The 20,011-nt window shown below is 72.9% G+C and carries 16 protein-coding genes and 1 pseudogene; 13 read left to right on the top strand and 4 right to left on the bottom strand.

Going from position 1 to position 20,011, the window contains the following annotated elements:
- Positions 1-113: 113 nt before the first annotated feature.
- The 6 genes from ACGFRG_RS33730 to ACGFRG_RS33755 all read left to right on the top strand — a co-directional run bounded on the left by ACGFRG_RS33730 (position 114) and on the right by ACGFRG_RS33755 (position 6,807).
- Entirely contained in the window at positions 114-806 is a 693-nt protein-coding gene (locus ACGFRG_RS33730; RefSeq protein ID WP_393270199.1) for an aspartate/glutamate racemase family protein, read from the top strand.
- Positions 807-959: 153 nt separating this feature from the next.
- Entirely contained in the window at positions 960-2,024 is a 1,065-nt protein-coding gene (locus ACGFRG_RS33735; RefSeq protein ID WP_393270202.1) for a GNAT family N-acetyltransferase, read from the top strand.
- A 166-nt stretch (positions 2,025-2,190) separates the two neighbouring features.
- Positions 2,191-3,483 (top strand): glycosyltransferase, encoded by a 1,293-nt coding sequence (locus ACGFRG_RS33740; protein WP_393270267.1) that lies wholly within the window; start codon positions 2,191-2,193, stop codon positions 3,481-3,483.
- Positions 3,480-4,295 (top strand): polysaccharide deacetylase family protein, encoded by an 816-nt coding sequence (locus tag ACGFRG_RS33745; RefSeq protein WP_393270205.1) that lies wholly within the window; start codon positions 3,480-3,482, stop codon positions 4,293-4,295. Before ACGFRG_RS33740 ends, ACGFRG_RS33745 begins: the two co-directional genes overlap by 4 nt.
- Positions 4,296-4,464: 169 nt before the next feature.
- A complete protein-coding gene (locus ACGFRG_RS33750) occupies positions 4,465-6,408 on the top strand; it encodes a hypothetical protein (RefSeq protein ID WP_393270208.1) in 1,944 nt (647 codons plus the stop codon).
- A gap of 15 nt (positions 6,409-6,423) precedes the next feature.
- Positions 6,424-6,807, top strand: coding sequence for a hypothetical protein (locus ACGFRG_RS33755; RefSeq protein ID WP_361426409.1), 384 nt, complete (start codon positions 6,424-6,426; stop codon positions 6,805-6,807).
- A 4-nt stretch (positions 6,808-6,811) separates the two neighbouring features.
- On the opposite strand, the gene ACGFRG_RS33760 is transcribed toward ACGFRG_RS33755, so the two are convergent.
- The 3 genes from ACGFRG_RS33760 to ACGFRG_RS33770 all read right to left on the bottom strand — a co-directional run bounded on the left by ACGFRG_RS33760 (position 6,812) and on the right by ACGFRG_RS33770 (position 11,187).
- Positions 6,812-8,998, bottom strand: a complete 2,187-nt coding sequence (locus ACGFRG_RS33760) for a lipopolysaccharide biosynthesis protein (protein ID WP_393270211.1) — start codon at positions 8,996-8,998, stop codon at positions 6,812-6,814.
- Positions 8,991-10,136, bottom strand: a complete 1,146-nt coding sequence (locus tag ACGFRG_RS33765) for a DegT/DnrJ/EryC1/StrS family aminotransferase (RefSeq protein ID WP_393270270.1) — start codon at positions 10,134-10,136, stop codon at positions 8,991-8,993. Before ACGFRG_RS33765 ends, ACGFRG_RS33760 begins: the two co-directional genes overlap by 8 nt.
- Positions 10,137-10,314: 178 nt before the next feature.
- Positions 10,315-11,187, bottom strand: a complete 873-nt coding sequence (locus ACGFRG_RS33770; protein WP_361426415.1) for an RNA polymerase sigma factor SigF — start codon at positions 11,185-11,187, stop codon at positions 10,315-10,317.
- Positions 11,188-11,520: 333 nt separating this feature from the next.
- On the opposite strand from ACGFRG_RS33770, the gene ACGFRG_RS33775 reads away from it, so the two are divergent.
- The 6 genes and pseudogenes from ACGFRG_RS33775 to ACGFRG_RS33800 all read left to right on the top strand — a co-directional run bounded on the left by ACGFRG_RS33775 (position 11,521) and on the right by ACGFRG_RS33800 (position 17,061).
- The gene (locus tag ACGFRG_RS33775; RefSeq protein ID WP_361426418.1) at positions 11,521-11,889 is read left to right on the top strand and encodes an STAS domain-containing protein; all 369 of its coding nucleotides are present in this window, start codon (positions 11,521-11,523) and stop codon (positions 11,887-11,889) included.
- Between the two features lie 71 nt (positions 11,890-11,960).
- Positions 11,961-12,434, top strand: a complete 474-nt coding sequence (locus ACGFRG_RS33780; protein WP_361426421.1) for an ATP-binding protein — start codon at positions 11,961-11,963, stop codon at positions 12,432-12,434.
- A 180-nt stretch (positions 12,435-12,614) separates the two neighbouring features.
- A complete protein-coding gene (locus ACGFRG_RS33785) occupies positions 12,615-13,268 on the top strand; it encodes a peptidase (protein ID WP_361426424.1) in 654 nt (217 codons plus the stop codon).
- A gap of 42 nt (positions 13,269-13,310) precedes the next feature.
- Positions 13,311-14,183, top strand: coding sequence for a hypothetical protein (locus ACGFRG_RS33790; protein ID WP_361426427.1), 873 nt, complete (start codon positions 13,311-13,313; stop codon positions 14,181-14,183).
- Positions 14,180-15,100: pseudogene (locus ACGFRG_RS33795) on the top strand (neocarzinostatin apoprotein domain-containing protein); the annotation flags it as partial. The gene ACGFRG_RS33790 and the pseudogene ACGFRG_RS33795, both read left to right, overlap by 4 nt.
- Before the next feature lie 500 nt (positions 15,101-15,600).
- Complete coding sequence (locus tag ACGFRG_RS33800; protein ID WP_393270273.1) at positions 15,601-17,061, top strand: hypothetical protein; 1,461 nt, start codon at positions 15,601-15,603, stop codon at positions 17,059-17,061.
- Positions 17,062-17,168: 107 nt separating this feature from the next.
- Here ACGFRG_RS33800 and ACGFRG_RS33805 read toward each other — a convergent pair whose 3' ends face one another.
- Positions 17,169-18,689, bottom strand: coding sequence for a peptide MFS transporter (locus ACGFRG_RS33805; protein WP_393270216.1), 1,521 nt, complete (start codon positions 18,687-18,689; stop codon positions 17,169-17,171).
- 608 nt (positions 18,690-19,297) lie between these two features.
- On the opposite strand from ACGFRG_RS33805, the gene ACGFRG_RS33810 reads away from it, so the two are divergent.
- Positions 19,298-19,975, top strand: a complete 678-nt coding sequence (locus ACGFRG_RS33810) for a response regulator transcription factor (RefSeq protein WP_053725082.1) — start codon at positions 19,298-19,300, stop codon at positions 19,973-19,975.
- The last annotated feature ends 36 nt before the right edge of the window (positions 19,976-20,011 follow it).

The raw sequence follows: 20,011 nt of genomic DNA on the forward strand, positions 1-20,011 counted from the left end.
GCGGAGGAGGGCGGCGACGCGGAGCGTCGGCAACCGACGACAACGCGGCAGATGTGCGTGCCACGACCCCGCGGCCCAGGCAAGATCCACCGGACGGGCCCTAGAGTGGCCCGATGAAGACCATCGGCCTGATCGGCGGCATGAGCTGGGAGTCCAGCGCGGAGTACTACCGGCTTCTCAACGAGCTCGTACGCGAACGTCTGGGCGGGCTGCACTCGGCCCGCTGCGTACTGCACTCCGTCGACTTCGCCGAGATCGAGGAGCTGCAGAGCGCCGGGGAGTGGGAGCTGGCCGGGGAGATCCTGGCGCGGGTCGCCAAGGGGGTCGAGGCGGCCGGTGCCGATCTCGTCCTGATCTGCACCAACACCATGCACAAGGTCGCCGACCAGGTCGCGGCCGCCGTCTCCGTGCCGCTGCTGCACCTCGGCGACGCGACGGCCGAGGCGGTACGGGACCGGGGCATCCGGCGCGTCGCTCTGCTCGGCACCGCCTTCACCATGGAGCAGGACTTCTACCGCGACCGGCTGCGCGCCCACGGCCTGGACGTCCTCACCCCGGACGCGGCCGGGCGCGCGCTCGTGCACCGCGTCATCTACGAGGAGCTGTGCCTCGGCGTGGTGAAGGACGAGTCGCGGCGCGCCTACCAGGACGTCATCGCGGCGCTCGTCGGTGAAGGGGCCGAGGGTGTCATCCTCGGGTGCACCGAGATCGAGCTGTTGATCCGTCAGGAACACAGCCCCGTACCGGTGTTCCCCACGACACGGCTGCACGCGGAGGCCGCCGTGGCGGCCGCGCTCGAACCCTAGAGCGGGCCTCGCCCGCCACCTTCACCGTACGGTCACAAGAGCGGGCCACTCCCTACCGTCCCGACATTTCGACCGGTACCGTCCTTGGCAGCGTGCTCAGGGGGAGACCGGGGGGTCGAGTTGAGCAGTGGACGCGGTGGCCCTGTCAGGGTCGTGAGACCCGGCGAGCTGAACGCCGGTGAGCTGGAGACATGGCGCGACATACGGGCGAAGTCGGGCGCGCCCGCCAACCCTTTCATGGAGCCCGAGTTCACCCTCGCCGTGGCGCACGTACGCCGCTCGGCGAGGGTGGCGGTGGTCCACGAGGACGGCGAACCCGCCGCGTTCCTCCCCTTCGAGAGGGGCGCGTGGGGGCGGGGGCGGGCCATCGGGTTCGGCGTCTCGGACTGCCAGGGGATCGTGGCCCGGCCCGAACTCACCCTGGACGCGAGCGAGTTGCTGCGCGCGTGCTCCCTCTCCGTCTGGGAGTTCGACAATCTGGAAGCCGGGCAGGACCTGTTCGCGGCGGGCGCGGCCGCCGCGTATCCGTCGTTCGTCGTCGACGTGGGCGCGGGCTACCAGGCGTACGAGAGCGGGCTGAAGGTCCGCTCGCCCAAGTTCTTCAGGACCACCACCGCGAAGGAGCGCAGGCTCGGGCGGCAGGCGGGCGGGCTGCGGTTCGTGTTCGACGAGCGCGATCCGCGCGCGCTGCGGCAGCTGATGGAGTGGAAGTCCGCGCAGTACCGCCGCACCGGCCGCCGCGACCGGTTCGCGCAGGAGTGGATCAGCACCCTGGTGCGGTATCTCGCGCACACCGACGCGCCCGGCTGCGCCGGCGTCCTGTCGGTCCTGTACGCCGCCGACCGGCCGGTCGCCGCGCACTTCGGACTGCGCTCGCGCACGGTGCTGTCCTGCTGGTTCCCCTCGTACGACCCGGAGTTCGCCCGGTACTCGCCGGGACTCGTGCTCCATCTGCGGATGGCCGAGGCGGCGGCCGGGGCCGGGATCGCGGTGCTGGATCTGGGGCGGGGGGCCGCCGAGTACAAGGACGCGCTGAAGACCGGGGAGATCCCGGTGCACGAGGGCGCGGCGGTGCGGCCGGGCGCGGGCGCCGCGCTGCACCGGCTGGGCCGCGAGCCGTCCCGCCGCGCGCACGCCTTCGTCCGCGCCCGGCCGCGCCTCGCCGCCCTCGCCCAGCGCACGCTCAAGCAGGCGGGACGCCTGCGGCGCGGGCAGTAGCCCCGCCACCGCACCACCCGCACCACCCGGAAAACCACGGGGGAGTCGCATGTCACGTCGCGGTACCGGAGACGCACACAGAGCACACGTACGCGGAGCGCACGCGCGCGCACCACGGCTGCCGGAGGCGGAGGCCCTGGTCGGGGAGCAGGGCGTGCACGGCGGCATCGGCGTCGGTGAGCTGGACCTCGACGGGCTCGACGGCGGGGTGCTCTCGCTGACCCCCGCGCCCGGCGGGCCGCCGCTCGGGCAGGGCGAGGTGTACGTGCTCGTCCGGCTGCGGGGCCGCCCGGTCGGCACCGTGATCGGCCGGGTCAGGGCGGGCGAGGACGCGGCCGAGGTGCTGGCGGCGGCGGCCCGCAAACAGCTGGCGGGGCACGTCCCGGAGGACCGCGCGGTGTGGGACGCGATACCGGGGGCCGGGCCGGGGAGCCGGTCCGTGGCCCCCGCGCGGCTGCCCCGGGCCACCGTCGTCGTCGCCACCCGGGAGCGGGCCGCCCAGCTCGGCCGCGCGCTGGACTCGCTGCTCGTCCAGGACCATCCGGACCACGAGATCGTGGTCGTCGACAACAACCCCGTCACCGCCCAGACCCGCGAGCTCGTCGAGGGCTACGCGGCGCGCGGGGTGCGCTATGTGCGCGAGCCCGTGCCGGGGCTCGCCGCCGCGCACAACCGGGGTGTCGCGGTGGCCGGCGGAACGATTCTGGCGTTCACCGACGACGACGTGGTGGCGGACCGGCGCTGGCTGAGCGCGCTGGCCGCGCCGTTCGCCGCCGACCCGGGCCTCGGCTGTGTCACCGGCCTCATCCTGCCCGCCCGGCTGCGCACGCCCGCGCAGATCCTCCTGGAGAGCCACGGCGGGTTCACCAAGGGCTTCGCGCCGCGCCGCTTCGACCCCGCACGGCCGCCCGCCGACGAGCCGCTGTTCCCGTTCACCGCCGGCAGATTCGGCTCCGGTGCCAACATGGCGTTCCGGGCCGACGCCCTGCGCGCCGTGGGCGGCTTCGACCCGGCCACCGGCACCGGCACCCCGGCCAGGGGCGGCGACGACCTGTACGCCTTCGCGCGGATCGTCGTCGCCGGGCACCGCCTCGGCTACACGCCCGAGGCGCTCGTCTGGCACCACCACCGCGAGACCTGGCAGGACCTGGAGAACCAGGCGTACGGCTACGGCGCCGGGCTCACCGCGTACCTCACCGCGCTCCTGGTCCGCCGCCCCGCCCTGCTGCCCGCGCTGCTCGGACGGCTGCCGCGCGGCGCGGCCCACGCCCTCACCATCACCGCCCACCGCGAGGCGGGCGAGCAGTCCGTGCCGGGCGAGCACGGCGCCCAGGACTACCCGTGGCCACGCGGCCTGTCCCGCCTGGAGCGCCGGGGCATGCTGTACGGCCCGCTCGGCTACCTCCGGGCGCGCTACCGGGTACGGGGCCTGCGCCGCCCGTGGGAGCCGACCCGATGACGCGCCGGGACACGGCCCCGGACCGCCGCATCCCCGTCCTCCTCTACCACGCCGTCATGGCCGACCCGCCCGCCTGGATCGCCGAATTCACCGTCACGCCACGGCAGTTCGCGGCGCACCTCGACGCGGTCGTGGCCAGTGGGCGCACCCCCGTCACCGTCGGCGCGCTCGCCGACCACTTCGCCGGGCGGGCGCCGCTGCCGCCCCGGCCGGTCGCGCTCACCTTCGACGACGGCTTCGCCGATCTGCCCGGGCCCACCGCCGACGCGCTCGCCGCCCGCGCCCTGCCCGCGACCGCGTACCTCACCACCGGCGCGATCACCACGGGCGGCCGCTCGCTGCTGCCGCCCGCGCCGATGATGACCCTGGCCGGGGCGCGGCTCCTGGAGCGGTACGGGATGGAGATCGGCGGCCACACCGTCTCGCACCCCCAGCTCGACACGCTCACCGCCGGGGCCCTGCGGCGCGAACTGGCCGAATCCAAGGCCGTGCTGGAGGACGCGCTCGGCCACGAGGTGGCCCATCTCGCCTATCCGCACGGCTACAACAGCCCCGCCGTGCGCCGGGCCGCCCGCGCCGCCGGGTATGAGAGCGCCGTGGCGGTACGGCACGCGCTGAGCTCGGACGCCGACGACGCGTACCGCATCGCCCGGCTGATCGTGCGCCGAACCCACACCGTGGCGGACGTCGAGGCGTGGCTGGCCGGGGAGGGGGCCCGGGTCGCGCCGTACCGGGACTCGGCGGCGACCGTGGGATGGCGGCTGTACCGCAGGGCGAGGGCGGTGGCGCGGGGCCCGGTCTTCGCCGGATGAGCGCGCCCGTAAGCGAGTCGGACCTGGTCGAGGCCGCACGATCGGGTCCGGAGCGGGACCGTACGACAGCATCACAAAGGCGAAGGATGTTCCTATACTTCGCTGAAGGGGACAGCCAGGGGACGGCGGCGTGACGGCCGCACACCACATCCGTGGGGGGAGTCGCACTGTGCAGCAACGGGTGCCCGCGCCGGTGACCGAAGGCAGCGCGCCCCCCGGTCAGGGCGGCGAAGAAGACAGCGGGACGGGCGGATCCGCGCGCCTCCCGAAGTGGTCGGCTCCCGATCTGATGCGGCCTCAAATTCTCTTCACCTGGCTGCCGTTGGCCGTGGCCACCGCTCTGTGGCTGTACGCGCTGCCGCACATCGACTACCGGCACATGGGCGACTGGGGTCTGCTCGACAAGCTGCCCGCCGCCTTCTTCCTCTCGCTGGCCGTGCTCACCGCCGGGTTCGTCGTCAGCCTGCGCCGGGCGGGCACCGCGCCCTGGTGGCCCGGCCTCTACAGCGTCGCCCTGCTCTTCGCCCTGAAGGCGCCGACCGCGATCCTGTACGACTCGGTGCGCTATCCCTGGGCCTCCAAGCACGACGCGGTCGTCACGCATCTGATGGTCAACCAGGAGCTGCATCCGAACACGCCGCTCTCCGGCAACATGGCCGCCTACGACCAGTGGCCCGGCTTCTTCACGCTCAACTCGGCGCTGGTGCGCGCCTTCGGCGTGCAGAGCACCCAGTCGTACCTCAACTGGGCCGCGCTCTTCTACGGCGTGATCCTCATCCCGGTCCTGGTGCTGATCTACCGCACCTTCGCCGAGGACTGGCGGCTGGTGTGGACCGGGGTGTGGATCTTCGAGGTCGCCAACTGGGTGGGCCAGGACTACTTCTCGCCGCAGGGTCTGGCACTGATCCTGCACCTGTCCGTGCTCGCCGTGGTCCTGCGGCACTTCGTACGGCCGGGAGCCGCCGGTGACCTGCGCTCGCGCGCCAACCTGGACCCGGCGGCCGCCTCCGTGCCCCCGCCCACCACCGCCCGCCAGCGGGCGGTGTGCGTACTGATCCTGGCGCCGCTGATCGCCGCGATCAACTTCACCCACCAGCTCACCCCGGTGATGCTCTGCGTCTGCCTGTTCGCGCTCAACCTCACCCGCCGCTACCGCAACCCCGGTCTGCTCGTCGTCACCGGCGTCATCATGCTGATCTGGGACCTGACGATGGGCCGCAAGCTGTTCGTGGAGACGCTGGACTCGCTGAAGGAGTCCGCGGGCAACCTCCTCAACAACTCGCGCGCCGGATACGCGGGCGAACTCACCGGTCCGGGGCCCGTGTTGCAGGGCCGGGCCGACGTGGTGATGGTGCTCGTGGTGGCCGCGCTCGCCGCCTACGCCGTGCTGACCCGGCGCAGGCTGCTCAAGAGCGCGCTGCCGCTGCTGCTGATCTCGATCGCGCCCGTACCGATGTTCGCGATCAACGACTACGGCGGCGAAATGCTCTTCCGGGTCTATCTGTTCGGCCTTCCCGGCGCCGCGTTCTTCGCCGCCGCCGCCCTGGTGCCCGCGCCGGGCGGCGCCAGGGAGCCGATACGGCTTTTGGCGCGCATCCCCGTACGCATCGGCGTCCGGCCGGTGGTGCGGCGGCGGATCGCGGCCGTGGCGCTGCCCGCCGTGCTGCTCGCGCTCGTCGCCGGGTTCCTGCCCGCGTACTACGGCAAGGAGCGGATGTACTACACACCGCCCGCCGAGACCGCGCTGGTGACCCGGGTGATCGACGAGGCCCCGCGCGGCTCGCTGATCCTCGCCGCGACCGGCTCCTTCCCGATGGCGCTGCACCGCTACGACCAGCTGGAGCACTGGTTCTTCGTGGAGCAGACGCTGCCGGAGAACATCAGGATGCTCAAGGACCCGGCGGGGTTCCTGGCGCCGCAGCTGCCGAAGGACGGCAGACCCGCGTTCGTGCTGCTCACCCGCACCCAGGAGATCTACACCGCCGGTGAGGGGCTGCTGCCGCCCGGCGGGTTCCAGGAGCTCGAAGCCAAGCTGGCGGCGTCACCGCTGTTCCGTGTGATCGACCGCAACGCGTACGCGACCGTCCTCGCCTACCAGCCCACGCCCCGCTGACCGGAGGCCGCCGCAGTGACCGTGAACCAGAAGAGCGTCCGAGTGTCCGTGGCCCTGTCCGGCTGGGTGGCGCTGGCCGCGACCCTGCTGCCGGACGCCTGGCCGGCCCGCTGGATCCCGGTGCTGCTCTTCGTCACCTTCGGGCCGGGCTTCGCGCTGCTCTATCCGCAGCCCGCCGGGCTGCGGCCGGGCGCGCGCCTGGAGGCCCTGGCGCTCGCGGCGCCGCTCAGCCTCTCCTTCGGGGCGCTGGTGTCGACCTGCCTGTTCCTGGTGAAGGGGTTCTCGGCGACCGCGTTCCTGGTGTCGCTCGCCGTCTTCGCCTCGGTCGCCGCCGCCTTCCCGGGCCTGCCGCTGCCCGCCGCGACGCGCGGCGCGGCCGAGCGCACCCGCGCGAGGTGAGCGGTCAACTCCCGTACCGGCGGCGGTGGGCCACCGCCGTGGCCGCCACCGCGCACAGCCCCGCGAAGACCGGCAGCGCGGCCCGCGCGAAGGCCTCCTGCCCCGCCCACCCGGCCACCGCGAGCACCCACACCACCACCGAGGTGAGCCGCCAGTGCGCGCCCAGGGCGATCAGCGTCACCGCGACCAGCGCCAGGCAGAGCACCTGGAGCGCGACGGGCAGACAGCGCTCGGCCCCGGCGGGCGAGTCGAACCCGGCCACCTGGGTGAGCAGCCGGGTCAGCGGCCCGTGCCAGGGCCCGGCCAGCGGGTCCGGCCGTACGCCGAGGATCAGTGGCGCGGTGTGCAGGGCGGCCACCGTCACCCCGAGCCCGGCGGCGAGCAGGCCGGGCCGGGCCCGGTAGAGCGAGACGGCCGCGCTGCACACCACGATCAGGAGCACCCCGGCGGTGAGCGAGACGGGCGGCAGCGCGCGCAGCAGCCCGGCGCCGTCGACGCGCTCGGAGCGGATGTCGGCGGCCCGCGACAGCGGCACCCAGAACAGCCCCGCCGCGAGTCCGAGCAGCAGCCACAGCACGGTGGTGAGCAGCGGCTCGTCCCCGCTGTCCGGAGCGCTCGCAGGGATCGTCCGCAGATGCAGCGTGGTGGCGGTCGCGGTGCCGGGCGCGGGCCCGGGGACGTAGACGGGGATGCCGAGCGCCGGGGTGCCGGTGTCGAGGCCGCCGCTGAGGTACGCGGTCTGGGTGGCCCAGCGCGTCCCGTACTCCTTGGCCTCCTCGGTCCGCGCCAGCGCCGCCTTGCGGGCCCAGCTCGTGCCGTACTCCTCGCCCGTGCGCCTGGTGCGCGGCGTACGCACGGTGGCGCGGCCCGCGAGGGCCATGCGCAGACCCGGTACGGAGACCAGCGCCATGCCGGTCATCGACACCAGGACCGCCCAGCCCGCGCCCTCGATGCCGTTGGTGCCCAGCAGGACCGCCGCGCTGCCGAGGACCAGGGAGCACATGGCGCCCTGGAGGAGGGCGAGGACGCCGGTGCGGCCCTGGACGCGGAGCACCGCGATGTAGAGCTCGACGGCGACCCGGGGGAGCGCGGCCGCCGCCAGCAGGCGCAGGACGAGGGTGCCGTGCTCGGCGTAGTCCGCGCCGAACGGGGCGAGGATCTGCCGGGCGAAGACGATCAGGAGGAGGACGACGGGGACGAGCAGCAGCGCCATCCGCCGCAGTGCGCCGCGTACGCCGTCGGCGAGGCGGTCCGGGCTGTGCGAGGCGTGCGCGGTGAGCGAGGAGGCCATGTTGATCGCCATGTACTCCATCGTTCCGCCGACCGTGTACGCGATATAGAAGAATCCGTTCCGCGTGGCGTCGAACCGGACCGCGACCATCACCGGCAGCAGATTGATCATCGCGAGCGAGAAGAGCGCGCCGACCGAGTCGCCCGCCAGGAAGCGCCCGATCTCGCGCAGCTGAGGCACCGGCCGGTCGCGGTCGGCGTACTCCTGCGCGGGGATCAGCCTGCGGAAGACCAGCCAGCCCAGCGGCAGGATGGACAGGGCCATCGCCGCCGCCCAGGAGACGAAGACGCCCAGGGTCAGGCCCGCGCAGGCGGCGAGCAGCAGCAGCTTGCCGAGCGAGAACACCGCGTTGCCGACCGGCACCCAGATCGCCTTGCGCAGCCCGGTGAGCACCCCGTCCTGGAGCGTGAGGACCGCCCAGGCGACCGAGGCCGCGGTGAAGAGCGCACCGGCCGCGAGCCCGCCGAGCGGCGCGTACGAGGCGCCCCACAGCGGCAGCGTGAACAGGAAGCCCACGCTCGCCACACTCACCACGACCGTGCTCACGATGTACGCGCGGACGACCAGCGGCCCGGTAGAGCGGCCCGCGCGCGGCACATAGCGCACCACCGCGCCGGTCATGGTGGTGGCGGTGATCGAGGCGAGCAGCCGCATCGCGGCGATGGCGGCGGAGCCCTGGCCGACCGACTCCTCGCTGTAGTAGCGGGCCGCGACCAGCCAGAACCCGAGGCCGAGCGCGGCGGAGACGGCCGTGGAGAGCATCAGGGCGTAGGCGTTGCGGAACATGGAGTCACCGCTGCCCTCGCCCGTCGGCGCCGGCTCGTCCACGGCGCTGGGATCCCCGGTGCCCACGACGTCCCCGACGCCGTCCGGGCGTGCGTCGGACGTGGTGTCAGACACCGCCGGGGCCGCCTCTCGCGGGCCGCGCCCCGGACTCCTGAAGGACCCGGACGGCGAGCTCGGCCTTCAGCGGGTCGACGGGCAGGGCGTGCCGCGCGAACCAGCGCGCGGCCTCGGGGGCGGGCGAGGGGTCGGTGAACGCGTCGCCCGCGTAGTCGTCGAGCGGCGGGTCGTAGAGGTAGCCGACGGTGATCCGGGCCTCGGCGAGCGCCGCGCGGGCCGCGTCCCGGTCCTCGACGAGCAGCGGCACCCGGAACAGCGGCTGCGCGGGCCCCGGGCCCGGCCGCGCCCACTCGGTGGCGAGCAGCCGCTCGGTCCCGGCCCGGTGCGCGTCCAGTACGGCGTCCAGGCGGCCCAGCCTGCGGCCGATCCGGGCGAGCCGGAGCTGGCCCGCGCCGGTGCGGTAGTCGTGCATGTCGACGCGCACCCAGGAGTGGAAGGCGGCCAGGTCGGGCGCGGCCTGGGCGGCCCGGCGCAGCTCGTCGGGCCTGAGCGCCATCCGGATGTCGTCGCGCTCCTGGAGCCCGAGCATGCGCAGCACCGCCCACGCGGCGGGCGCCAGACGAGCGCCGCGCACGGCCGCCTCCGCGTACGGGCGTACCCAGTAGGCGAGTTCGGCCGTCCGGCGCGGCGGTTCCAGGAGCTCGTCGCGGGTCTTGGCCAGGGCCTCGCGCAGCCCCGGGTCGGCGACGGCGAGGAAGCCGCCCGCCTTGGCGGCGGTGTGCTTGGACAGCGAGAACACCGAGGCGTCCCCGAACGTCCCGACCGACCGCCCGCCGACCTCGCTGCCGATGGCGTGCGCCGCGTCCTCGATGAGCGGTATCCCCAGCTCGTCGCACTTGGCGCGCAGGGCGGGTGCCGGGTCCGGGTTCCCGTACAGATTGGTGGTGAGGACGGCGGCCAGGTCCGGCCACAGGTCCTCGGGGACGGCGGCCGGGTCGAGCGAGCCGTCGCGCGGGTCGAGCGGCGCCTGCACGGGCCGCAGCCCGGCCGCGAGCACCACGAAGAAGATGACGTCGTCGTTGACGGGCGACATCAGGACCCGCCCGCCCGGCGCGCACCAGTGGCGCAGCGCCACATACAGTCCGAGCCGGCAGGACGGCACGAACAGGCACTCGAGCCCAAGCCGGTCCCGCATGGTCTCTTCGAGCGTCGAGCACGTGGTCTCGTACGGCATGAGTCCCCCCAGACCCCCCGGTTGCCCCGCGCTCAATGTGACCCAGGTCGCACGGTTCGTCAACAAGGCCCAGGGCAATGTGCGAGGGCCCGTCCCCAGCGGGAACGGGCCCTCGCACAGATGTCGGGAAACGCGACCGTCACTCCTCGACAGTCAGCCCCTTGCGCAGCCGTGAGAGCGTGCGCGCGAGCAGCCGGGAGACATGCATCTGGGAGATGCCGAGCTCCTCGCCGATCTCGGACTGGGTCATGTTGGCGACGAAGCGCAGCGACAGGATCTTGCGGTCGCGGTGCGGGAGTTCGGCGATCAGCGGTTTCAGCGACTCGATGTACTCGACGCCTTCGAGGTCGTGGTCCTCGTAGCCGATCCGGTCCGCGAGCGCGCCCTCGCTGTCGTCCTCCTCGGGCTGGGCGTCCAGCGAGCTCGCGGTGTACGCGTTGCTCGCCGCCATCCCTTCGACGACCTCTTCCCTGCTGATGCCCAGGCGTTCGGCGAGCTCGCCCACCGTCGGTGAGCGGTCGAGCTGCTGGGCGAGTTCGTCGCCCGCCTTGGCCAGGTCGAGGCGGAGCTCCTGCAGGCGCCGGGGTACCCGGACCGACCAGGAGGTGTCGCGGAAGAAGCGCTTGATCTCGCCGACGATCGTCGGCATCGCGAACGTCGGGAACTCCACGCCGCGGTCGTGCTCGAACCGGTCGATGGCCTTGATCAGGCCGATCGTGCCGACCTGGATGATGTCCTCCATCGGCTCGCTGCGGGAGCGGAAGCGCGAGGCGGCGAACTTGACCAGGGCCAGGTTGAGTTCGACGAGCGTGTTGCGGACGTACGAGTACTCGTGGGTGCCCTCTTCGAGGGAGTCGAGACGCGCGAACAGCGTCTTCGACAGCGCCCGCGCGTCGAGCGGGGCGATCTGGTCGTAGGGAGGGATCTCCGGGAGATCCTCAAGTCCTTCGAGCGGGGGGTGCGGCATGTGCGGTGCCGACGTATCCAGGGATTCGTCGAGCCGGGGTGACATGGGGTCTCCTCCATCGTTCTCGGCATATGGCTGCCGATGCCCATACGTGGCGGTGCGGTGTGCGGCGCCTCCGTGGCCGGTCGCGTTGAAAAGCTGTCTCTACTACCCCTACCCGCTTTGGTTGTAAGCCCGCAAGGCTGGAATCTCCCTATATGTCCGGTTCATTGCGGTCTCCGGCTTCCGGAGGGCGTAGGGAAGGCGTAGTGTTCTCGGGGAGTCCGCGTGTACAGAGCCGTGTGCCGTCATCTGCACGGAGAGGTGCGTCACGTGTGACGGGGAACACGGCCACCGCCATCGGCGAGTGGCGGCGAACCACGGCGAAGAGGGACGGGCATGGACCGCGGCACGGTCGGTAGCGCGAATCGGGGCCGGCTTCAGGTCGGCGTCAGGTCGCACGGCCGCAGCGAGATCTTCACGCCCGTCGGCGAGTTGGACCACCACACCGCCGAACTGCTCAGCGAGCCGCTGGAGAAGGCGGTCGCGGCGGGCCGCACCCGGCTGGTCGTCGACTGCTCGCGGCTCGACTTCTGCGACTCGACCGGACTGAACGTGCTGCTCGGCGCCCGGCTCAAGGCCGAGGCCGGCGGAGGCGGCGTCCACCTGGCGGGCATGCTCCCCGTGGTGGCCCGGGTCTTCGAGATCACCGGGGCGGAAGCGGTCTTCACCGTGCATGATTCGCTCGATGCGGCACTGGACGACTGACCCCGGCGCGGCGGGGCAGGAGACCAGACTCAAGACGTTGGCATTCGGTGAATCGGTGAGGTGAAGCGCTGATGAGCACCACCCGGCAGCATCCGCCGGGCGACTTTGGCCCCGAGCCGGACGGAGCTGCTCCGGCCGCGGCCTCGCGCGTCCTCGCCCTGTACGGCGCGAGCGGCATCGTGCCGCTCGCGCGCGACTTCACCCGGCAGGCGCTGCACGACTGGGGCTGGCTCCCCGCCGCGACCGCCGAGGGGCGCGCGGCCGCCGAGGACGTGCTGCTCGTCGTCTCGGAGCTGGTCACCAACGCGTGCCTGCACGCGGAGGGCCCCGAACAGCTGCGGGTCTCGTGCACCCCGAAGGTGCTGCGCCTGGAGGTCAGCGACCGGGGCGCCGGACAGCCCGCGCCCCGCACCCCGCACCGCGCGGGGCGGCCCGGCGGCCACGGCATGTTCATCGTGCAGCGGCTCTGCCTGGACTGGGGGGTCGTACGGACCCCGGGCGTGCCGGGCAAGACGGTCTGGGCGGAGCTGGCCGCCCCGGCGTAGAGCGGCGGTGTCGCGCCCGCGCGGAGCGCGGGCGAACACTGGCGCGTAGAGCACTGGCGTCACTCCGGTGTGTTGTGTGTCTTCCCTCGACAAGGTCCCCGGCGTACCTTGACGGCCAATCTGATGTGCCGTCAGTAACTTGAACGGCCTCGGGAACGAGGGAAATTCGAGGTGTCGCACGTGTCGTACCAGAAGCGGACAGCACTCGCGCTGGCGGCGGCCGTGGCGGGCCCGGTGGTGCTGATGGCCGCCCCGGCCGCCCACGCCGACGTCGTGGACGTCAACTACAACTGCGAGACGCCGATCGGCCCCAAGAGCGCCGTCTCGCCCATCGACATCAAGGCGGTCCCCAGCGGCAGTGCCTACAAGCTGACCATGTCGTTCCAGAAGGGCGTCTCCTCCAGCCCGGTCGCGCTCGGCCCGGGCGCGATGAACCCGAGCGCGGTCGTCGGCCTCGGCGGCGCCGACAAGGGCACGGTCGCGGTGGCCGGGCCCGCCAACTCGGCCGAGATCCCGGCCAACAGCCCCATCAAGATCAGCGACCTGACCGGTACGTACACGCCCAAGGCGTCCGGCAAGGTCACCTTCACGGCCTCGGTCCTCACCATCAAGGCGCTGGGCACCGTCACCACCTGCAAGCCCGGCAACAGCCCCGGCCCCTCGCTCTCCCTCGACGTCACCGCGGCGCCCGGCGCCCCCGCCGCCGACTCGCTGCCCAAGACCGGCCCGCTCGACTCGACCGTCGCGCTCGGCACGCTCGGCGGCACGGTGCTGCTCACCGGCGCGGCCGGGGTGCTGTGGCTGACCCGGCGCGGGCAGCGGGCGCAGGGCTGACCCACGCACCCGGGCCGAGCCGATACCGACGGGGAGCCGCCGATGCCGCCACACCCGATCCGCCTGGCCGCTCTCGCGGCGGCCCTCGCCCTCTTCGCCCTGGACGCCCCGGCCGCGCGCGCGGCCGACGCCCCGTGGAGCGCCGCGCCCGCGCCCGGCGGCGGAACGCGGCCCACCGGCGACGGCAGACCGTACTTCTATCTGGAGGGCGCGCCCGGCTCCGTCCTGGAGGACAAGGTCGCGCTCACCAATCCGACCGGGCGCCCGCTCGCCCTGCGGCTGCGCGGGGCCGCGGCGGAGAACACCGCCACCGGGGCCGTCACCGTACGGCCCGACGCCGATCCCTGGATCGCGCTCGCCGCCGCCGAGGTGAGTGTCCCGCCGCACACCCGGGCCGACGTCCCGTTCTCGGTCACCGTCCCGGCCGGCGCCCAGCCCGGCGACCACCCGGCGGCGCTGGTGGCGTCCGGCGGCGGCCGCGAGGCGCGGGTCGGGCTGCGGGTGCGGGTCGGCGGCCCGACCCTGGCGGCGCTCACCGTCGAGGACGTCCATGTCGACGAGGGCCGGTCCCTGATCCGATACGCCCTGGTCAACCGGGGCAACACCACCCTGGCCCCGAGCCTGGCCGTGCGCGCCGACGGGATCGTCGGGCATCCGCTGCGGCGCCCGGCCCGGCCGCTCGCGCTGGAGCTGCTGCCCGGCCGCCGCGTCGAGCTGACCGAGCCGTGGCCGCACCCGCCCGCCCTGGACCGCGTCGAGGTCCGCCTGACGGTCACGGCGGCCGGGGGCGCGCGGGGCGAGGCGTCGGCGTCGGCCGTGTTCGTGCCGTGGGCGCCGGTCGCGGGTCTCGCGTGCGTACTGGCGGGAGGCGCGGCCTGGTGGGGGATCCGGCGGCGGAGAGGAGCGGCGTCGTGAGGCCGCGTACCGCGCGTACGAGGCGTACGAAGGTGGCGGCGCTGGTCACGGCCGTACTGCTGCTGTGTGCGGCACTCGCGCCGGTGGCGGCGGGAGCGAGCGCCGCCGACGGCGGGCCGGTCGTGACGCTCGCGCAGAAAGAGGCGGCGAAGGGGGCGGAGCTCACCGTCAGCGGTACGGGCTGGCGGCCCGGCGCCCTGCTGATGCTCCTGGTCTGCGGCCAGTCCAGCCCCGGTACGGGCGTGATCGGCGGCACCAACTCCTGCGCCAACGCGGACGGCCGCGCGGTCACCACCGACGCCAAGGGCGGCTTCAGCAAGCCGGTGCCGGTGGCCGCGCCCCCGAAGCCGTGCCCGTGCGTGGTGCATGTGGCGACGGTGACGGGTGAACAGGCCGCAGTGGACGCCGAGTTGACCATCACGGGACACCCGGTGGCGCCGCTGCCCACCCAGGCCGACGGCGGCCGCCTCGCCGTCCTGACCACCCCCGACCTGCGGGGCGGCAGCGGGCTGCTCACCTGGTTCGGCGCACCGCCGTCGCGCACGCTCGTCCTCACCGTCGGCAACCTCGGCTCCGCCCCGGTCAAGGACCCGGTCTTCCAACTGGGCACCTCCCACGGCGTGTTCGCGCCCCAGTGGGAGGACCGCCAGTGGAAGGGCACGATCAACCCCGGCCAGAAGACCGAGGTGAGACTGGGCTTCGAACTGTCGGCGGGCGCGCACGGCGACTACCAGATCTCCGTGAAGTACGCCCAGAAGGTCCTCGCCACCCAGCCCTGGGGGGTGAGCCGCCCCTGGGGCGTCACCCTCTTCTGGATCCTGCTCTGTCTGGTGGTCCCGGCGGCGGTGTTCCGCATCGCGATGGCGGTACTGGACCGGGCCCGCCCGAGGGGGGCGGGGCATGCGCGGCGGGGGCGCGGGGGCAAGACCGGCGGTGGCCGGGTCGGTGCCGGTCAGGGCGATGTAGGTCAGGGCGACGTCGGCCGGGGCGGCACCGGCAAGGGCGGCACTGGTCACGGCGGCGACCCGGACGGCCCTGGTCAGGGCGGCGGCGACCGCGTCGGCGGCGACCGGGGCCATGGCGGCCGTGTCGGCGGCGACCCGGACGACGTCGGCCGGAGCGGCACTGGTCAGGGCAGCGGTGACCGAGACGTCGGCCGGAGCGATGCCCGGCAGGGCGTCGGCCTGGGGCGCCTGCGCCTGCGCAGACCCCTCCGGTGGGCCGCCGCCCGTCCGGATCAACCCCGGACCGAGGTCGGCGGCATCCGCCCCGGCCCCGGTTCCGGCGAACCCGACGCCGACCCCCGCGCCGCCACGGCGACGACCCGCCTGCCGTGGTTCACCCCCGACTCCGCACCGACCGAGAAGAGTCCGAACACCCCCACGACGAAGGGAAATCCGTGACCACGCAACGGAGGATGAGCGCGGCCGGTGTCGCGCTGATGCTCGGCGGCGCGGGGATCATTCTGGCCGCCGCGCCCGCCCGGGCGGCGGCAGAGGTCTCCTACGCCACCGAGTGCATCCCACCACCCATCTCCGGCCTGCCGCCCGTCGAGGGCACGACGAAGGTGCAGATCACCGCGCCCGCCGAGGCGAAGGTCGGCGACGAGGTCGAAGTGGTCTGGAAGACCACCCAGGCCGCGTCGAAGAACCCCGATGTGCTCGATCTGGAGAAGGACACGGTCAAGCCGACCGGCGCCCTCAAGGTGGCCGGCGCCCAGAGCGCCGACCTGGCGGTGGAGGGCCCGCGGCAGAATCCGCCGATCCCCAAGAACAGCCCGATGGTCCTGCCCGACATGACGGCCAAGCTGAAACTGACCAAGGCGGGCGACGTCACGCTCACGCCGGACAAGTACAACATCAACGTCAGCAAGCCGCTGTCGACCGATACGAAGTGCTCCCCGAAGGCGCCGGTCGGGGTCGGTGCCACGATCAAGGTGTCGGACGGCGGGGGGAGTTCGTCCGGCGGCACGACCACGTCGGGCGGCACCAGCTCGGGCGGCACCAGCTCGGGCGGCACGACGGCGTCCGGCGGCACGAGCTCCGGCGGTACGAGCGCCGGTGGCACGACCGGCGGCACCACGACATCCGGCGGCACCACCGGCGGTACGACCACGAGCGGCGGCACCACCGGCGGCACGACGACCGGCACCACCACCGGCGGGACCACCACATCCGGTGGTAGCACCGGCGGCACCACCACCGGCGGCACCGGTGGCCAGTCCGACTTCCCCGGCAAGGAAGTCGCCGTCACCTTCGAGTGCAAGTCGCCCGGCCCGCCCAGCATCGCCTCCAAGGTGACGATCGACGCCAAGAAGAACGGCGGCGCCTACGACCTCACCGTCAAGACCGCCAAGGGCGTCATGAACAGCCCGGCCCCGCTGCCCGCGGGCGCCCTGAAGCCGTCCATGCAGATCACGGTCGGCGGCGCCGACAAGGGCTCGGTGGCGGTCGCGGGAGCGCCCAACTCCGGGCCCCTGAACGCCGGTGACCCGGTCAGCCTCTCCGACATGACCGGCACCTACAAGCCGGGCGCGAGCGGCAAGGCGACCCTCAGCCCGGGCACCCTGACCATCGACGTCACCCTCGGCGGCCAGAAGATCGACATCCCGTGCACGGTCAAGGGCACGGCGCCGGTCTCCCTGGAGCTGGACACCACCGCCCAGCCGGGCGGCACCTCGGGCGGCACCACCTCGTCCGGCGGCTCCACGGGCGGCTCCACCGGCGGCGCGGGCACGTCGTCGGGCGGCCTCGCCCAGACCGGCGCGACCGACCACGGCGTCCTGCGCGCCCTCGGCCTGATCGCCGGCACCGCCGTCCTGCTCGGCGGCGCGGTCTTCACCTTCACGCCGTGGCGGCGCCTGCGCGGCACCCGCTGAGCCGTCACGTCACGTACGTACGCACACAGGAAACGCGAAGGGCCGCCGCACCCGGTGAACAGGTGCGGCGGCCCTTCGCCGTGCTGTGGTGCTACGCGCTGCGGTGCTTAGTGCACGCCGCCCATGAGCTCCTGGACCTTCTTGCGGTACATGTAGATCGCGAGGCCCGCGACGGCGGCCATCGAGGCCTCCATCGTGATGATCCCGATGCCGTCGAGGCTCACACCGGCCAGCGAGAGCAGACCCGTGAAGCAGTCGCCCGCGGTGACCGCGAGGAACCAGACGCCCATCATCTGGGAGGCGTACTTCTGCGGCGCCATCTTCGTGGTGACCGAGAGGCCGACCGGGGAGAGGCAGAGCTCGCCGATGGTCTGGATCATGTAGATCGAGACCAGCCACATCGGGGAGACCTTGCCGCTGTCGCCCGCCATGCTCATCGGGACGATGAAGACGAAGAACGAGGCACCGATGATGACCAGGCCCATCGCGAACTTCACGATGGTGTTCGGCTCCTGGTTCTTACGGGCCAGCCACACCCACAGCCAGGCGAAGACCGGGGCCAGCGCCATGACGAACAGCGGGTTCAGCGACTGGTACCAGGTGGCCGAGAAGTGGATGCCACCGACGTTGTCGACGGTCTTGCTGTCGGCGAAGAGCGACAGGGTCGAGCCGCCCTGGTCGTAGATCATCCAGAAGACGGCGGCGGCGACGAACAGCCAGATGTAGCCGTTCATCTTCGACTGCTCGGGCTTCGACAGGTCCTTGTCGCGCTTGATGCGGACCAGGACGGCGATCGGGATGAGCAGACCGGCCAGCGTCAGCGGGACCAGCGCCCAGTTCAGCGTGTAGGCGCCCATGGCGACCACGGCGCCGTAGAAGACCGCGATGGCGGCGACGGCGATGGCGATCTTGGTGAGAACGCCCTTGCGCTCGGTGGCGCTCAGCGGGTTCGGGACGACGCTGCTCTTCGGGCTGAGGTGCTTGGTGCCGAGCAGGAACTGGGCCAGACCCAGGGCCATGCCGAGCGCGGCGAGGGCGAAGCCCAGGTGCCAGTTGTGCTCCTTGCCGACCGTGCCGATCACCAGCGGAGCCGCGAAGGCGCCGAGGTTGATGCCCATGTAGAAGACCGTGAAGCCACCGTCACGGCGCGGGTCGTCCGCGCCGTTGTAGAGGTGGCCGACCATCGTGGAGATGTTGGCCTTCAGCAGACCGGAGCCGATCGCGACCAGGATCAGACCGAGGAAGAACGGCGCCTGTCCGGGCAGGGCCAGCGCCAGGTGGCCGGACATGATCACGAAGCCGGCGATGGTGACCGTCTTGCGGGCACCCCACACACGGTCGCCGAACCAGCCGCCCGGCATCGCCATGAGGTAGACCATGGAGACGTAGACGGAGTAGATGGCCGTGGCCGTGGTGGCCCGCATGGCGAGGCCGCCGCCCTGGGCACCGGTCGCGGCGTCGGCGCCGCCGGAGACCAGGTAGTACACGAGAAGGGCGCGCATGCCGTAGTAGGAGAAGCGCTCCCACATCTCGGTCATGAAGAGAGTGGCCAGGCCGCGGGGGTGGCCGAAGAAGGTCTTCTCGGAGCCGGTGGTGCTGGCCGAGTCCTTCGTCAGGCTGGACGCCATGGTCGATCCTTGCTTGCTCGGGACGCGCGCTTCGTGAGCGGGGGTCGCGCCCGGTGGGGGGTGGCCGGCACCGGCAGGGGAGCCGTCCCGCCCCTACGCCCGAGGGGATTCGCTCCGTAAGCGACGGAGTCGAGAGGACGGACCCACCGGGATCCACGCCCGGGGCGCATCTTCGCGCCCGGGGCCCGGCCCATAGGTCATTCACTGTCTTCAGGTCCGGTGATAACCGGCCCTTGTGCAGAAAAGAGACCTTTGGCGCGCCAAGCAGGCCAAAGGTCCCCGAGTTAGTGCTAAAGGCGTTGAGACACCATACGACACCACACAGGCGCAAATGGAAGGACTTGAGACATGGATCACAGGCGTCTCAGGAACCATCCACGCACATTCCAAGGTGGTTAACAGGATCGCATCCCAGAGCCGCAGGGGCGGACCAAGAAAATACGATCAAGAAAAGGCCGCCGGACGATCAGGAGGCGGTCATGAGGTGATCGCGGGACGGTCCGTCGGCGCGCCCTCGACGATCAAGAACGGATCACCTGTCGCCCCCCGGCAGGTCACTGACGGGTTCGACGGACGGGCCCTCCCGCTCGCGGACTACCATCACCCCCATGACCCGTGTACTGCTCGCCGAGGACGACGCGTCCATCTCGGAGCCGCTGGCCCGCGCACTGCGTCGGGAGGGTTACGAGGTCGAGGTCCGCGAGGACGGCCCGACCGCCCTCGACGCCGGACTCCAGGGAGGCGCCGACCTGGTCGTGCTCGACCTGGGGCTGCCCGGCATGGACGGCCTGGAGGTGGCCAGGCGGCTGCGCTCCGAGGGCCACACCGTCCCGATCCTGGTGCTCACCGCCCGCGCCGACGAGGTGGACACCGTGGTCGGCCTCGACGCCGGCGCCGACGACTACGTCACCAAGCCCTTCCGGCTCGCCGAACTCCTCGCCCGCGTCCGGGCCCTGCTGCGGCGCGGCGCCACCGAGCCGGTGCCCCAGCCCGCCACCCACGGCGTGCGGATCGACGTCGAGTCGCACCGTGCCTGGATGGGCGACGAGGAGCTCCAGCTCACCGCCAAGGAGTTCGACCTGCTGCGGGTCCTGGTGCGCGACGCGGGCCGGGTGGTCACCCGCGACCAGCTGATGCGCGAGGTCTGGGACACCACGTGGTGGTCCTCGACCAAGACGCTCGACATGCACATCTCCTGGCTCCGCAAGAAGCTCGGCGACGACGCCGCCAACCCGCGCTACATCGCCACCGTGCGCGGCGTCGGCTTCCGCTTCGAGAAGAGCTGACGCCCGGTGGGCCGACGTGGTCCGTCGGCCCGCACC

This window comes from Streptomyces sp. NPDC048696 (assembly GCF_043198895.1).
Classification (GTDB): Bacteria; Actinomycetota; Actinomycetes; order Streptomycetales; family Streptomycetaceae; genus Streptomyces.